Origin of the sequence: Acidiphilium cryptum JF-5 (assembly GCF_000016725.1) — a bacterium.
In the GTDB taxonomy this organism is placed as follows: domain Bacteria; phylum Pseudomonadota; class Alphaproteobacteria; order Acetobacterales; family Acetobacteraceae; genus Acidiphilium; species Acidiphilium multivorum.
The window spans coordinates 2526740-2540679 of the sequence record NC_009484.1 but is presented as its reverse complement, the minus strand read 5'-3'; the positions used below and the strand labels follow the sequence as shown (position 1 = coordinate 2540679).

Annotated in this window: 19 protein-coding genes; 18 read left to right on the top strand and 1 reads right to left on the bottom strand. The window is 64.5% G+C overall.

Features of this window, described 5'->3' with window-relative positions; translation table 11 throughout:
• Positions 1–74: 74 nt before the first annotated feature.
• Positions 75–881, bottom strand: coding sequence for a tyrosine-type recombinase/integrase (locus ACRY_RS14025; RefSeq protein WP_012039958.1), 807 nt, complete (start codon positions 879–881; stop codon positions 75–77).
• A 499-nt stretch (positions 882–1380) separates the two neighbouring features.
• Between ACRY_RS14025 and ACRY_RS14020 the strand changes: the two genes are divergently transcribed.
• The 18 genes from ACRY_RS14020 (at position 1381) to ACRY_RS13940 (ending at position 13937) form a co-directional block, all read left to right on the top strand.
• Positions 1381–2613 (top strand): tyrosine-type recombinase/integrase, encoded by a 1233-nt coding sequence (locus ACRY_RS14020; protein ID WP_012039957.1) that lies wholly within the window; start codon positions 1381–1383, stop codon positions 2611–2613.
• A 95-nt stretch (positions 2614–2708) separates the two neighbouring features.
• Positions 2709–2903, top strand: a complete 195-nt coding sequence (locus ACRY_RS14015; RefSeq protein WP_043509207.1) for a hypothetical protein — start codon at positions 2709–2711, stop codon at positions 2901–2903.
• Positions 2900–3304: a hypothetical protein gene (locus ACRY_RS14010; RefSeq protein ID WP_012039956.1), complete on the top strand. Its 405-nt coding sequence runs from the start codon at positions 2900–2902 to the stop codon at positions 3302–3304. The genes ACRY_RS14015 and ACRY_RS14010 overlap by 4 nt, the downstream gene beginning before the upstream one ends.
• On the top strand, positions 3301–3552 hold the full coding sequence (locus ACRY_RS14005; RefSeq protein ID WP_012039955.1) for a hypothetical protein: 252 nt from the start codon (positions 3301–3303) through the stop codon (positions 3550–3552). Before ACRY_RS14010 ends, ACRY_RS14005 begins: the two co-directional genes overlap by 4 nt.
• Complete coding sequence (locus ACRY_RS14000; protein ID WP_043509206.1) at positions 3549–3752, top strand: hypothetical protein; 204 nt, start codon at positions 3549–3551, stop codon at positions 3750–3752. Before ACRY_RS14005 ends, ACRY_RS14000 begins: the two co-directional genes overlap by 4 nt.
• A complete protein-coding gene (locus tag ACRY_RS19745) occupies positions 3749–4396 on the top strand; it encodes a hypothetical protein (RefSeq protein ID WP_012039954.1) in 648 nt (215 codons plus the stop codon). The genes ACRY_RS14000 and ACRY_RS19745 overlap by 4 nt, the downstream gene beginning before the upstream one ends.
• A 101-nt stretch (positions 4397–4497) precedes the next feature.
• Positions 4498–4686: a helix-turn-helix transcriptional regulator gene (locus ACRY_RS13995; RefSeq protein WP_043509204.1), complete on the top strand. Its 189-nt coding sequence runs from the start codon at positions 4498–4500 to the stop codon at positions 4684–4686.
• Positions 4687–4825: 139 nt separating this feature from the next.
• Positions 4826–5089, top strand: coding sequence for a hypothetical protein (locus ACRY_RS13990; protein ID WP_043509202.1), 264 nt, complete (start codon positions 4826–4828; stop codon positions 5087–5089).
• Entirely contained in the window at positions 5089–5565 is a 477-nt protein-coding gene (locus ACRY_RS13985) for a bifunctional DNA primase/polymerase (protein ID WP_012039952.1), read from the top strand. Before ACRY_RS13990 ends, ACRY_RS13985 begins: the two co-directional genes overlap by 1 nt.
• Positions 5566–5703: 138 nt before the next feature.
• Positions 5704–7230, top strand: coding sequence for an IS21 family transposase (gene istA, locus ACRY_RS13980; RefSeq protein WP_081432832.1), 1527 nt, complete (start codon positions 5704–5706; stop codon positions 7228–7230).
• 17 nt (positions 7231–7247) lie between these two features.
• Positions 7248–7994, top strand: coding sequence for an IS21-like element helper ATPase IstB (istB, locus tag ACRY_RS13975; RefSeq protein WP_011930761.1), 747 nt, complete (start codon positions 7248–7250; stop codon positions 7992–7994).
• 390 nt (positions 7995–8384) lie between these two features.
• Complete coding sequence (locus ACRY_RS19740) at positions 8385–8531, top strand: hypothetical protein (RefSeq protein WP_155856379.1); 147 nt, start codon at positions 8385–8387, stop codon at positions 8529–8531.
• Between the two features lie 8 nt (positions 8532–8539).
• On the top strand, positions 8540–10015 hold the full coding sequence (locus tag ACRY_RS13965) for a YfjI family protein (RefSeq protein ID WP_231295268.1): 1476 nt from the start codon (positions 8540–8542) through the stop codon (positions 10013–10015).
• A complete protein-coding gene (locus tag ACRY_RS13960; RefSeq protein ID WP_012039950.1) occupies positions 10012–10485 on the top strand; it encodes a hypothetical protein in 474 nt (157 codons plus the stop codon). Before ACRY_RS13965 ends, ACRY_RS13960 begins: the two co-directional genes overlap by 4 nt.
• Positions 10486–10819: 334 nt before the next feature.
• The gene (locus ACRY_RS13955) at positions 10820–11044 is read left to right on the top strand and encodes a hypothetical protein (RefSeq protein ID WP_043509199.1); all 225 of its coding nucleotides are present in this window, start codon (positions 10820–10822) and stop codon (positions 11042–11044) included.
• A gap of 11 nt (positions 11045–11055) precedes the next feature.
• On the top strand, positions 11056–11703 hold the full coding sequence (locus tag ACRY_RS13950) for a hypothetical protein (RefSeq protein WP_012039948.1): 648 nt from the start codon (positions 11056–11058) through the stop codon (positions 11701–11703).
• Positions 11700–12005 (top strand): hypothetical protein, encoded by a 306-nt coding sequence (locus tag ACRY_RS13945; RefSeq protein WP_012039947.1) that lies wholly within the window; start codon positions 11700–11702, stop codon positions 12003–12005. The genes ACRY_RS13950 and ACRY_RS13945 overlap by 4 nt, the downstream gene beginning before the upstream one ends.
• Before the next feature lie 90 nt (positions 12006–12095).
• Positions 12096–13937, top strand: coding sequence for a hypothetical protein (locus tag ACRY_RS13940; RefSeq protein WP_012039946.1), 1842 nt, complete (start codon positions 12096–12098; stop codon positions 13935–13937).
• Positions 13938–13940: the final 3 nt, after the last annotated feature.

The window sequence follows — 13940 nt, the reverse complement described above, 5'->3', positions numbered from 1 at the left end:
CGGGAACCGCTCGTTCATGATCGAGGAAAATGTTGCCCGCCAGCCATGCGGCACCTTGTGGGCGTCCTTCATCTTCATCCGTGGGCGGGGATCAGCCAGAGCGGTTCGTCTCCCTCCAGCCCCTCGAACTCGGTCCACCGTGTGCCGTGCACCTCTCCGGGTCGGACATGGGTGAGGGCGAGGAACCGCATCGCCAGCCGGGTCACCGGGTGCGCAGGGATCGCCTCGCAGGCTGCCAGCGCCTCCCGGGCTTCCTCCAGCGTGACCACGGCCGGTTGCCGCCCCTTGGTCATCGGCGCCATGGCTTTCTGGATCACCGCCGCAGGGTCGGTGGTTGCGAGCCCGAGCCCCATCGCAAACAGGAAGATCGCCGACATCCGCTGGCGGACCCGGCGCGCGGTCTCCAGCGCCGGGCGCGCTTCGATTCGCCGGATGACGTCGAGCACCATCGGCGGCGTGATCACCGCGACGTCGACATTGCCGAGGAGGGGAAAAACCATCTGCTCGAGGCTGATCATCACGTCCGCCGTGTGGCGCTCGGTCCAGCGGGACTTGTTCAGCGTATGCCAGTCGCACGCGACCTTCTCGAACTTCCGGTCGTCATTGGCGGCCTGTGCGCGCAGCTGCTTGCGGACCAGCGAGGGATCGCGGCCGGCGCGCAGCCCGGCCCGGGCCTCGTCGCGCGCATCCCGCGCTGCGGAGAGCATCACCTCGGAGTAGGGGCCGATGCTGAGCAATTTGTCCTTGCCGCCGATCTTGTAGCGGAAGCGCCAGAGCTTTCCTCCAGCCGGCGTGACCAGCAGGTACAAACCATAGGAATCAAACATCTTGTATGGCTTGTCTCGGATCTGTGCCTTGCGGATGGCGATGTCGGTGAGCATACCCCTGCTTCCTGTCCCATACCCCGCATCCGACCCCAGGGCGCCCCGGGATTGAGGGGTATTTCGTGAGACGGATTAGGACACCGTCACGGAGGAAAGTGAAGAGATTTCAGGTGGTTGAGACTGATTGAGATCGCGTGAAAAGCGAAACTGGCGGAGGGGATGTCCGCCTTACCTCGTGATCTAGCCTCAGAGAAACGGCGGCATACACCCAGCGATATAGCCAAAGTTTGCCCTATAACGTCCATTGACGTCCTAGGACGTGCGGGATTATGGTGTATCCATGAAGGCCCGAGCATGTAGCCGGACAGTTCGACGGAGAGTCTGACGTGATGAGCCCAGCGACCACGGCACATAGACCCCCTGCGGTTTCTGCGGTTTTTGCGGTTCCTGAGTGTCGGCCAAATGAAATCAATGGTTTAAGTGCCAAACAAAACCGCAAACGGGTTGCGGTTCGGTTGCGGTTTTCTGCGGTTTTCTGCGGTTCGGGGTGCTGACGATGCCCAAAACCGTCTCAAAACGCTTGAACGCTCTCGCCATTACGAACGCGAACCGCGAGGGCAACCTGCACGATGGGGGCGGTTTGTATTTGCGCGTTCGGGCTGACGGCTCGAAAAGTTGGGCGTTCCGCTACACGATGGCTGGACGCAAGCATTGGATGAGCCTTGGCCCGCTCCGGGATGTATCCCTGAGTGAAGCCCGCGAGCAGGCCCGCCAGCTACGTAATCTTGTGCGGGATGGGTTCGATCCGCTCGCCCAGCGCCGCGAACGCCAGCACCTCGCCGCCGAGCAGACTGCCAGAACCTTCGATGCCGTCGCCGCGGCTTATGTCGAGGCGCATCGAGCCGAATGGTCAAACCCAAAGCACGCTCAACAGTGGGAGAACACGCTCGCCACCTACGCCAGTCCGATCATTGGAAAGCGGCCGGTAAGCGAGATCAGCCTGCTCGACGTCCGCCGGGTGCTCGATCCGATCTGGGCCGAAAAGCCGGAGACGGCTAGCCGGCTGCGCGGCCGCGTCGAGGCCGTGCTGGCATACGCGACGGTTCATGGCTGGCGAAGCGGCGACAATCCGGCCCGCTGGCCGGGCTTCCTCGATCAGATTTATGCACCGAAAGCGAAAGTGCGGGCGGTGAAGCATCACGCTGCGCTCGACTACCACGACATGCCGGCCTTCATGGCCGAACTGCGCGAGCGTGAAGCCGTTTCGGCGCGATGCCTAGAGTTCGCCATCCTGACGGCTACACGCTCCGGCGAGGCGCGCGGCGCCCGATGGGATGAGATCGACTTTGACGCAGCCGTGTGGGTGATCCCGGCGCCTCGAATGAAGATGAAAAAAGAACACCGCGTGCCGCTGGCTCCGCGTGCCGTCGAACTCCTGCGCGAGATGGCAGGCCGCTCTCCCCGCCGGGATGGGCTGATCTTCCCCGGCGGCGCACCCGGCAAACCCATGACAGACGTTGCGCTCGCCAAGGCCGTCGCTGTGCTGCGGCCGGGCTTCACGGCGCATGGGATGCGGTCATCGTTTCGCGATTGGGCTGCAGAGATGACCAGCTTCCCACGCGAGATCGCCGAGGTTGCGTTGGCGCATATCAACAAAGACCGCACAGAGGCGGCATACCAGCGCGGCGACCTGCTCGCGAAGCGGCGGCAGCTTATGGAAGCCTGGGCGAACTACTGCGCCGGGCTGGTCGAGGAATCTGAAAAGGTGGTGGCGATGCGCCGCGCCTAACTGATCCGTGCCGGCCGGATGCCGGCGAACCGGGAGTGCCGGAGCGGGATTGCAGCCCGCCCCGGCGATTGATCCCGAATATGGAAGGCTGAACCATGCAACGAGATCGAAAAAACCATACCACGAATCCGGCCACGAATGACAATCGGCCCCGCGTGCTGGTGCTGGACGTGGCCCGCCGGGCCGAAGCCCCCGCCCGCGACCTGGCGGCGATGGCGACGACCGCCAGCGAGCGGCGCCTCGTCGGCCTGATCCTTTCAGGTGCGATGCACCGGGCCGGGCTGGCATGAACCGCCGCCACACGCTCAAGGCCGCGATGGCAAGCGCCGCCGCCATCGTCGCCCCTGCGGTCGCTACCGCTGCCGGCAACCCGGACGCCGAGCTTATCGCCATGTGCGACCGGTTCGTGCTGCTGCAAGCTGAATATGAGGCAGCGTATAAGGTGCCCGACCTGACAATCGAAACCGAGGAACGGATCGACGCGCAGACGGCACCCCTCGAAGCCGAGACACAGGATCTGCTCGACCGCATCACCCGAATGAAGGCTGAGACGGCTTCCGGGGTGGCTGCCATTGCCCGCGCCGCCCATGCTTACGCCGATTCTCGCGAACTCGACCCGACCAACGAGCGGCTCTATCTCTGTGATCGGCTGAACGCTCTGCTTATCCGTGATGCTGGGAGGCTGGCATGAGCCGCCCCGTCAAGAGCGTGGTGGAACTCCGCGCAGCCGACGTAGACGACAGCACAAGCCGGATGCAGGACGCCGCCCGCGCCCTGCGGACGTTCGCGAGTGATCTTCCCGCCGCGCCTGACGAAAGCAGGCTTCGCTCCCTGCGCTGGCTGGCGGACGCTGTGGAGATGGAGGCCCACGTGCTGCGCGATAACTGGCAGAAATTCTGCGATGACGCGGGTATGAACTCAGACGAGAGGGCAGCATGACCCGCGCAGCCAAGCCCGGCTCGAACGCCACGCTGCGCGAGGCCCTGATCTACGTTGCCCAGCACCCTCGCCACTGGCCCGGCTTCGTCATGCTGCTGGTGCGGCATCTGGCCGGCAAGGTGCGGTTTTACGTGATGTGCTGGCGGGCGGGGTATCGCGTCTCAACGGTGCGGCGCCTGGCGCGGGAGAATGGACTGTGACCGATGACAGGGAGGCCGGGGGTAAAGCCCCGGCCGATCCGCAATTCGTGGAAATCACGGGGGCGGATGGCAAAGTTATTTTTCGTGCTGCGCTTAATCCTCCCCGGTTTCGTCAACTCGACGCCGAGGCGCAAGCGCGGATTGTTTCTGAGGTTCGCCTGCATCTTGCCGTGCCCGAGACAGTTGCCGCAGCGGCTTGGCGAAATGTGTTCATGGCGATGTTTCCGCTAGCTCACGCAATCGAGCCACGTCCTGACACATTCAAAAAATCGGACTGGCTGCGAATGACAAAGTTGGCCGCCGAGCTTAAGAACTTATGCGCTCGGCACGTTCGAGAGCAGCCAGAAACAGCCGAGCAAGACCCCTGTTTTGATCTAATTGGGCGGCTCGACCATCTAGAAAATTGGTCGAAGCGACAATCTGCGATGTCTGGCCGAGCGCGCGGCCAGCCTCGCCCCAATTGGCTTGACGGCGCGTTGGAAGACTTTCGCCTTTCATTTGCTCACTTGTTCGGTGTCGAACCAACAGACGCGCCGAAAGCCCCGTTCAATAGGTTTGTTCAGGCAACGTTGCGAGAACTCTCGGGCATTGAAATCGGCAATGATTGGCTGCGCGACAAGCGCAGAAAACAAGGCGGGAAGTAATCTGAAAAAAACTGCTTTGTTCCCGCAAAAGGACTTTGTCAGTACGATACGCGACCTGATAACTGGATCGTCAGTCCATTAACATCCGTATGGAGTAAGGAATGACGACTGACACAAAACTTCTCTACCGGCCAGCCGAGGCGCAGGCCGCCCTAGGCGTCAGACACGCAAAGTTCTGGGAGCTGGTGAAGGCCGGGACGTTCGACGTCCGCAAGCTGGGCCGCAGCACCTTCATTACCGCTGAGAGCCTCCGCCGGTTTGCTGAAAACCTGCCCAAGAGCGCGGCCTGATCCCCCAAATGAACACCGCCCCGAAAACCTACTGGCTCCGGAGCGGCGCGGAAATCTTTGGATTGCTTGGCGGCGATACAGAGATAGAGGCGTCGGTGACTCGGTGCAAGCGGTTTGTGGGGCAGAAAGGATGCCCAAAATGGTTGACCGCAAAGGCGCTGCCGACCGGCAGCACGACCGCATTATTGACGACATCGAAACCCGCTCACGCCGCCGGACTCTGACTATCGAGATGCCCGAGGCTGATCTGCGCCGCGCTGCCCGCTCGCTCGCCAGCCGCGCCGATTGGATCATGGCAAAGCGCGAGCGCGATAGCGTGCTCCGCGCGCTGGCGGACATTGAGGCTCGCCACTGCCGCCGCATCGCTGAGGCGCTGGCCGGCATGATCCGCGAGGGCAACTGATGGCCAAGATCCTGGACACCGCCCTCGACCTCGCCGCCGCCGGCCGCGCCGTTTTCCCCGTAGGCAACGATAAGGCTCCGCGCTGCCCGCGCGGTCATCTGGCCGCCTCGACCGATCCCGCCGTGATCCGCGCGATGCACCGCGATTTTGGTTTCGTCCTGGTAGGGGTTGCGACCGGCGAACGCTCCGGCATCGCCGCCTTGGATATTGACAACAAGCCGGGCGGCCTCGACTGGTTCGAGGCGAACCGCGACAAGCTGCCCGCCACCCGGACGCACCGCACCCGGTCCGGCGGCCTGCACTTGTGGTTCAAGCATCGCGCCGGGCTGCGTTCCAGCGTGTCAGCCATCGCCCCCGGCATCGACATCCGGGCGGACGGGGGATCGTGTGCTGATTCCGGGCTCAATTCGCCCGGGATTCCGATATTAACTCGCCCGGGATTCCGGGAATTATTCGCCCACCTATTCCGAGATTAATTCGCCCACCTGTTCCGACTTTTATTCGCCCAGGCGGGCGGGGTTGGCCGGGTCGGATTGAGGTCTCTGCTGGCTGGTTCAGGTTCCCTCCCTTTGTCTGATCGAGGGAGTGGATGAATGCCAGTGGAGCGGATTGCGATGCGCGATGTGCGCGAGATTGTCAGATTGAGGATGGCGGGGCTTTCGACCCGCCAGGTAGGGATCCGGGTCGGGGTTGCGGCATCGACGGTGCGCTTGACGCTGCGGCGACTGGAGGCGGCCGGGCTCGATGGGCCAGGGGCTCTGGCGCTGTCCGAAGCGGCCTTGGAAAGGCGCTTGTTCGAAGGCTCGGCGGGCAAGCGGCCGGGGCATCGACGTGTGGATGAGCCGGACTGGGGGCGTATCCGCCGCGAGTTGCAGCGCAAGCACGTGACGCTGTCGATCCTGTGGGACGAGTATATCGCCGAGCACCCGGACGGATATCGCTACAGCCGGTTCTGCGAGCTCTACCGGAGCTGGGAAGCCCGGCTACCGGTGACGATGCGCCAGACCCACGCATCGGGCGAGAAGCTGTTCGTCGATTATGCCGGCGACACGGTGCCGGTGGTGATCGACCGACTCACCGGCGAGACGCGTGCGGCCCAGATCTTCGTCGCCGTTCTCGGCGCATCGAGCTTCACCTATGCTGAGGCGACCTGGACCCAGACCCTGCCGGACTGGATCGAGGCGCATAATCGCACTCTGGCAGCAATTGGCGGCGTGCCGGCGCTGCTGGTGCCCGACAACGCCAGGGTCGCGATCATCCGCGCCTGCCTCTACGATCCACAGGTCAACCGGACCTACACCGATATGGCGCGCCATTACGGCACGGCCATTCTCCCGGCGCGGCCGCGGCGGCCGCGTGACAAGGCGAAGGTCGAGGTGGCGGTTTTGCTGGCGGAGCGGTGGCTGCTGGGCAAGCTGCGCAACCGGGCATTTTACAGCCTCGCCGAACTGAATGCCGCGATCGCTGAATTCTGCCGCTGGCTGAACGAGGAGCGGGTCGTCCGTCGCCTGGGGGCGACAAGACGGCATCTGCTGGAAACACTCGATCGTCCCGCGCTGAAGGAACTGCCGGCCGAACCCTATGTGCTGGCGCAATGGCGGCGCCGGCGGGTCGGCATCGATTATCACGTCGAGATCGAGAAGCATTTTTACTCCGTCCCCTACCGGCACGCCCGCGCCGAGGTCGAGGCCCGGTTCACCGTGCGCACGGTCGAGATCTTTCTCCGTGGCGAGCGGATCGCCGTGCATGCGCGCGGGTCGGGCAACGGCAAGCACACGACGATCGCCGAGCACATGCCCTCGAGCCACCGGCGTTACGGCGACTGGACCATCGCGCGGATCCATCAGGAAGCCGCACGGCTCGGCCCGTCGGTCGCGACACTCTGCACCCTGATCCTCGAACGCCGGCCTCATCCGGAGCAGGGGTTCCGCGCCTGCATCGGCATCCTTCGCCTGGCCCGCAGTGTTGGCGCCGACCGGCTCGACGCCGCAGCCGAGCGCGCGCTCACCATCGGCACCCTGACCTACGGCTCGGTCAAATCCATCCTCGATCACCGGCTGGAGCGAGCCGCCGGCACCGCCAGTCCCGATCCCACCCCGATCCGCCACCCCAACATCAGGGGCGGCGGATATTTCCACTGATGACAAGGAGAAGCCTCATGCTGAACCATCCGACCCTCGATCAGATCCACCAGCTCGGTCTTGCAGGCATGGCCCGCGCGTTCACCGAGCTGCACGCCAATCCCGAAACCCCCAGCCTCAGTCACGCCGAATGGCTCGGCCTTCTGCTCGACCGCGAGATCACCGTCCGACGTGACAAGCGGTTGAGCACAAGGCTGCGCCATGCCAAGCTGCGCCATGACGCTGCAATCGAGGATGTCGATTACCGGAGTGCCCGCGGCCTCGATCGGGCTCTGTTCCAGAAGCTGATCCAGGGTGAGTGGATCGACGCGCACGACAATCTCGTCCTGAGCGGGCCGACAGGGGTCGGAAAATCCTGGCTGGCCTGCGCCCTCGGTCACAAGGCATGTCGTGATGACAGGAGCGTGCTCTATCAGCGCGCGCCGAAACTCTTCACCGAACTCGCACTCGCCCGCGCCGAAGGGCGGCACGGCCGGATGATCCGCACTCTCGGCACCGTCAATCTGCTGATCCTCGACGACTTCGGCCTTGCACCGCTTGACGCCAGCGCCCGTCACGACCTGCTCGAGATCGTCGAGGATCGCTACGGCCGTCGCGCCACCATCATCACCAGCCAGATCCCTCCGGCGCATTGGCATGAGCTGATCGGCGATCCGACCTACGCCGACGCCATTCTCGACCGTCTGCTCCACAATGCCCACCGCATCGAACTCACCGGTGAAAGCCTGCGCAAGACCCGCAAGCAAACCCCAAAAACCGCTTGACCCAACAAGAACAGGAGAGCAACGAAATCAACAGCCACAGAGACCGCTACCCGGGCGAATAAATCTCGGAATCCCCGGGCGAATAAACGTCGGAATCGTGGGCGAATTAAAATCGGAATCCATGGGCGAATTCTCCGGAATCCGCAATCGTGCATCTGGTGGCCCGCTGCCGGCCTTCCTGTCCTGTCTGCCGGCCCGCTGGCCGAGTGGCCTGAATGGCTTGCGCCGCCGCCGAAACCGGCCTGGACGCCGCCACCTGCCGCGCCGTGGGCAGGGAACGACCGCCGCGCCCGCGCCTATGCCGAGGCCGCGCTACGGCGCGCAATCGAGCGTGTCGCCGGCGCCGCGCCTGGCACCCGCAACGCGACACTGAATTCCGAGACGTATGGCTTGTTGCGCCTCACCTCGACCGGCGGACTGTCAGCCGGCGAGGTTGCGGAGGCGATGGCACACGCCGCCATCGTCGCCGGCCTCGAAAGGCGAGAGATCGAGGCAACGCTGAAAAGCGCACTATCGGCGCGCGAGGTGGCACGATGAACCATTTCATGGCCGATCAGATCGCCCGCGAGGCCGCTGCCAAGGCGAGCACGCCACCGGAGTTGAAACGGCCTCTCCAACGCGAGACGCCGCCGCCGGAGCCTTATCCGATGGCTGCGCTGCTCGCTTTGCGGCCGGCAGTAGAGGCCATCCAGCGCAGGACGCAGGCCCCGCACGCTCTATGCGCTGCATCCGTGCTCGCCGCGGCCGGCTTCGCTGCCGCGATTCACTACGATGTCGAAATTCCGGTCATCGGAGTGCGGCCGCTGCTGACGGCTTTTATGACCATCGGGCACTCGGGCGAGCGCAAGTCATCGGTAGATATTCTCGCTAGTTTTCCGATCACCCGCGCCGAGGCCGCACTTGCGGCGCAATTCGAGGTGGATCAGGAAAAATTCAGCCGCGACAAAGAGGCTTTTGATGCCGCCCGGATCGAGGCGCGCAAGGCCGCAAAGGACGGCCGCGCTGCAGCCGAGCGGGCGCTGGCAGATGTCGGATCAGAGCCGAAACCGCCGGCCCCCCCGATCCTGACCGCGCAGGAGGGGACCATTGAGGGTCTAATCAATTTGCTCGTGCTTCGCCCATACGCTTCGATCTTCTCGAGCGAAGGCGGTCAATTCCTTGGCGGCCATGCGATGTCAGAAGACGCCGCGCTGAGGACGATGACCACAATCAATTCGCTGTGGGACGGCGCCCCGATTAAGCGGCTGCGGGCAGGTAAAGCGACATTCGCGCGCGGGCGCCGAGCTTCGCTTAGCCTGTTTGTTCAACGCTCCGTTGCCGCCATCCTGCTGGACAACAGCAGCGCACGCGACAACGGCCTTCTCGCGCGGATGCTAATCGCGGACCCGTCCACCACAATGGGCACCCGCATGTGGCGGGAACGGGAATCCGACTTTGACTTGTTACTCGACGAATACAACGACCGTTTGGGCTACATGCTCGCCAAACGGCCGCGCTTGCTGGAAGGATCGGACGGCCTCGATCCTGAGCCGTTGCCCTTCAACGTCGCGGCCGAACGCCGCCTGATCCTTTTTCACGATGCAACCGAACGCGACCTGGCGGACGGTCGGCGCTACGCCTCAATCCGTGGTTTCGGCGCAAAGATGACCGAACACGCCAGCCGCCTCGCCGGCATCCTCGGTGCCTATGCCGGGCGGGATATGATCGACGCCGAGACTTTCGAGGCCGGCGCCGCACTGGCAACATGGTATGCTGGCGAACAACTCCGCCTCGGCGAGACGGTTGCACCTGATCCCGAACTGGACGCAGCGCAAGAATTGCTCACCTGGTGGCAGTCGCAGCCCGAGCCACGCCTTTACCTCACTGCGCTTTACAAGTCCGGGCCGAACCGGCTGCGGCAGGCCGCCGACGCCAAGCGGGCCGTTGCCATCCTCGAAGATCACGGATGGATCGAGCGACTACCGACCGGAACAGTGCTCGACGGCAGCCCGAGGCGCGAAGCGTGGAGTTTGATCCAATGATGCAGATAAGGACAAAAGCCGAGTTCGGCCGCGTCATCGAGGTTGCTTCGCGCCTGGTGCCGTGGCGGCTGCCGCTCTACGCCGCCGCCGCCGATGGGCTGATCCAGTTGGTCGAGGTCATGCCCGGCGCCGGGCTTCCGAAGGCTCTTGACCGGGCAGCGCGGCCGCTTGTCATCCTGGTGGGCGATGATGGGGAAACGCCCGTAGGGCCGGACGGCTGGCGCTGCACGGCACGGCTGCGGCGCATGGCTCGCAGTGCCATCGTCCATGCAGCCGGCGGCCAGCGCGGCCACTATCAGGAAGCCGTCCGGGCTGCTGTTTCCGGCGCGGCGCCGCTCGCCCTGATCGAGACAACGACCGAGCAGGCCCAAGCCTGGCGTGCAGTATTCGGGCAGCGGCCTCAAATATTGATCCTCCCGCCGCCGGGCGACCGTCACCCGCGCGTCACGCCGGCCCAGCCGATCAACTGAACGCCATACCGGCGCCCGTAAACGTATCCAAGACGGGCGCCAAATCCCCAAACGACTGACATAAACAAGCCTATTGCTGGAATGGATCAGCGATAGCGGCGGAAACGACGTCCGCCGTATATCGTTGAGATGGCACCTGCGGCGCAATCGGTGCAGATGTAGTGCGCAAGCCGGTTCAAATAATGATCGTCTATGATCCATAGTAATTCATAGTAATATGCTACCGTATGCCGAACAGTATATTTAATATTTATTGTCTCCTATCCGCCATTTCTGCTATTATTTGAAAAGTTGACTATAGGAATGCAGCGAAATGGGTAAGCCGTTTTCAGAGATGACCCCGCTTGAACAGCACGTGAACCGGCGGCGGATGCGCGCCGGCTTCGATGCGGGATGGACCGAGGAAATCGGCGTCCGCGACCTGGCAGGGCGCGAGGGCGACGTGGTTTCAGCCGCGATCCTCGATCACGTTCAGCGCGTCCAGCGAGCAACTGATTCCGCCCGGCAGAACGAAAACGCGCTGAACGGCACGTTGAAGCGTCTCGGGCTCGACCGTTGAAAGGAAATCAGATGGACCTTCAGGACATTCTCAACCTCCGCGATGCAGGCCTGCCGCAGCGGGCGCGCGAAGCCTATCAGGCGGCGATCAGCCGGGTTGCAACTGCTACCGCCGCAATCAGCGATGCCGAGGCCGCCGTTGCCGCAGCCCGCGCCACCCGCGCCAACCTCGTGCAGCGGGCCGCCGAAGGCGAGGCGATCGACACGGGCGAACTGGTGAAGGCCGAGGCCGCTATCCGCGCCGCCGAGGATAGCGTCCTGTTCCGGCGCGAAAGCCTTGCCGCTGCCGAGGCCGCCGTCACGAAGGCCGGCGAAGACCTCCGCACCGCAGAACAACGCGCCTGGGAGCCTGTTCTCGCTGCCGGGATCAAGCTGCGGATCGAAGGCGCGGCGATGATCGTTGAGGCAAAGCGACTGCTCGCAAACGGCGAGGCCGCTTTCGGTGCCGGCGTTGAAGCGGTCGGGCGGGCGATGGCCGGGGGCGTCAATCTCCGGCTGGGCTTCATGCCGGGGGCCAACCCCGAGATGTTCAACGGCGTTCTGAGCCCCGAGCATCCGAACCCGGACGCGGAGCGCCGCACCTGGGCCGCGCATCTCGACGGATCCGGCGACGTGATCCTGCCGGATACCGCCCGCAAGCTGCTGGAAGCCGCCGAATGACCGTTGGCAGCGTCAACCCGTTCAATCCCGCCGGCACGGTCGCCATTGCCGCGACCTCGACCAGCGCGAGCACGGCATTGCCGGCGAAGGGCGATACGGTGGTGGTGACAAACCCCACGGCCTCGCTCGCCTTCGTCCGCGTCGGCAATGGGCCGCAGAGCGCAAGCGAAGGCGATATGCCGGTGCCGGCTGGAACGCGGGCACGCATCTTTGCCGGCCCCTACGTCAACCAGATCGGCGCCGTCATGCCGGGCGGCTCCGGCACGATCTACGCGACGGTGGGTAATGGCACCGAATTCTGAGACCGCGCCGCCTATCCAGCGCGCCCGGCCCGGCGAGGTTTGCTCCATTTCCTCGTCGGGCCACCCCGTCGCGTCGAAAGGAACTGACCGATGCTGAAAAGCTACAAGATCGGGATCGAGATAGCCGCGATCAATTCGGTCGGCCCGGTGCTCAAGCTGATCTCGAAGGACATGATCGGCCTCGGCAAGCAGGCCAAGTATGTCAGCAGCCAGATCAAGGGCGTCCGCATCGCCGCCATCGGCGCCGCCGCGGCCCTCGGCGGTATGGCGATCCTCAAGGCGTCGTCAGACCTCGCCACCTATGGCAACCGGCTGGCGAACGTCCAGAGCCGCCTGCGGCAGATGGGCGTTTCGGCCCGCAACGTCGGCGCCCTGACCAATGCCGCGTTCACGCAATCCATGCGGACGCCGAATGTGGACTGGTCGGACGCGCTGGCCGCACTCACCAAGGGCCGCACGGTGCTGGGATCGAGCGCCGAGGCCGTGCGCGCTGCGCCGCTGATCGTCCGCGCCGAGGGCGTCCTGTCGAACTGGGGCATGGGCGGTCCGACCGCGCTGGGCGAACTGCTCAAGGCCATCGAACTGCGCGGCGGCACGTATGGACCGGACGGCAAGACGTTCTCGGTCGGGGCGCTGGGCCGCAACCTGAATTACGCGCTTGAGGCGCAGAACATCGCCGGCAAGCTGCTGACGCCGAACCAGATCATGCGGGCCACAAAGTTGGCCGGCGCAGCGTCGCAGATGATGAGCGGTTTTGCGTGGTGGTCCAGCATGGCGGAAGCCGTGCAGCAGATGGGCCCGACCGGCGGTCGCGGCTTCGGCATGGTCATGAAGGCGCTTTCCGGTGGTCCGATCAGCCGGATGTATGCCTACAACATGAAGCGTTATGGCCTCGTCGCGCCGGGCGGCTTCGTCCACATCCCGCACACCTTCCAGACCGCCATCAAGCCCGGCGCGCTCAAGGGATCCAAGATCCTTTACGGTCAAGGCCTATTCGCCTGGACGCAGAAGGTGCTGGTGCCGACGCTGGAAGCGCACGGCGTTCACGGCAAGACCAACCTGCTCGCGGCGGTCTATCAGACGATCAGCAGCCAGACCGGTTCGCGGCTCATCGCGAACATGATCACCAACGCGCTCTCCTACATCCGCACGCAGAAGCAGATGCGGCAGGCTGGTAGTGTGTCGGTCTACGGCGTTCAGATGGCGACCTCCATGACCGGGCCGCTGCACGCCTTCGAGGGGGCATGGACAAGCCTGCTGGAAGCCCTCGGCACGCCGTTGGTCAAGCCGGCGATCGCCATCCTCAACGCCATGACCAGCGCCGTAACCGGCGTGACGAAATGGTCGAAGGTGCATCCGGCGATGGTCCGCGACATTGTGGGCGGCATAGCCGGTCTGGGCGTGGCACTGGTGGGCCTCGGGACGGGCGCCGTGCTGGTCGGCCTCGCAACCGCCGGCGCCATCCCGGCGACGATAGCGGGCGCGGTGGCGGCAATTGCTACCGGAACCGGCGCGATCATCGCCAACTTCAACGGGATCAAGACCGTCTTCCACGACCTCGGCAACGACTTCAGGCAGTTCAATCACTGGCTGCTCGGGCTCGAGCGGACGATCAACGGCTTTCTCGAACATCCGATCCGAAGTATCGGCAGCGGCCTCGCATCCGCTGGTCACGCGCTGGCAACCGACATTGCCAACCATCCACACGGCATGCTGCCGGCGTGGGATACGGCAGGCAGGCAGCCTGCGGTGCCGTATGGGTCGGGTGTGGGTGCGCTGGTGCACGGCGTCCACATCACCAACCCGCACGATATCGCCAAGGCGGTCAAAAGCGGCCTCGGCGCGTCCCTGAACCGCAACCAGAGCGGCACCACGGGCTTTAACGGGCGCGTCTCGCCCGCTGGCTCGCCTGCCTACGCGGACGGCCTATGAGCA

Bases quoted from the DNA above. Each gene is read 5' to 3' on its own strand.
- ACRY_RS14025 (WP_012039958.1), bottom strand. From the start codon at position 881: ATGCTCACCGACATCGCCATCCGCAAGGCACAGATCCGAGACAAGCCA.
- ACRY_RS14020 (WP_012039957.1), top strand. From the start codon at position 1,381: ATGCCCAAAACCGTCTCAAAACGCTTGAACGCTCTCGCCATTACGAAC.
- ACRY_RS14015 (WP_043509207.1), top strand. From the start codon at position 2,709: ATGCAACGAGATCGAAAAAACCATACCACGAATCCGGCCACGAATGAC.
- ACRY_RS14010 (WP_012039956.1), top strand. From the start codon at position 2,900: ATGAACCGCCGCCACACGCTCAAGGCCGCGATGGCAAGCGCCGCCGCC.
- ACRY_RS14005 (WP_012039955.1), top strand. From the start codon at position 3,301: ATGAGCCGCCCCGTCAAGAGCGTGGTGGAACTCCGCGCAGCCGACGTA.
- ACRY_RS14000 (WP_043509206.1), top strand. From the start codon at position 3,549: ATGACCCGCGCAGCCAAGCCCGGCTCGAACGCCACGCTGCGCGAGGCC.
- ACRY_RS13995 (WP_043509204.1), top strand. From the start codon at position 4,498: ATGACGACTGACACAAAACTTCTCTACCGGCCAGCCGAGGCGCAGGCC.
- ACRY_RS13990 (WP_043509202.1), top strand. From the start codon at position 4,826: ATGGTTGACCGCAAAGGCGCTGCCGACCGGCAGCACGACCGCATTATT.
- ACRY_RS13985 (WP_012039952.1), top strand. From the start codon at position 5,089: ATGGCCAAGATCCTGGACACCGCCCTCGACCTCGCCGCCGCCGGCCGC.
- istA (WP_081432832.1), top strand. From the start codon at position 5,704: ATGCGCGATGTGCGCGAGATTGTCAGATTGAGGATGGCGGGGCTTTCG.
- istB (WP_011930761.1), top strand. From the start codon at position 7,248: ATGCTGAACCATCCGACCCTCGATCAGATCCACCAGCTCGGTCTTGCA.
- ACRY_RS13965 (WP_231295268.1), top strand. From the start codon at position 8,540: ATGGCCGATCAGATCGCCCGCGAGGCCGCTGCCAAGGCGAGCACGCCA.
- ACRY_RS13960 (WP_012039950.1), top strand. From the start codon at position 10,012: ATGATGCAGATAAGGACAAAAGCCGAGTTCGGCCGCGTCATCGAGGTT.
- ACRY_RS13955 (WP_043509199.1), top strand. From the start codon at position 10,820: ATGACCCCGCTTGAACAGCACGTGAACCGGCGGCGGATGCGCGCCGGC.
- ACRY_RS13950 (WP_012039948.1), top strand. From the start codon at position 11,056: ATGGACCTTCAGGACATTCTCAACCTCCGCGATGCAGGCCTGCCGCAG.
- ACRY_RS13945 (WP_012039947.1), top strand. From the start codon at position 11,700: ATGACCGTTGGCAGCGTCAACCCGTTCAATCCCGCCGGCACGGTCGCC.
- ACRY_RS13940 (WP_012039946.1), top strand. From the start codon at position 12,096: ATGCTGAAAAGCTACAAGATCGGGATCGAGATAGCCGCGATCAATTCG.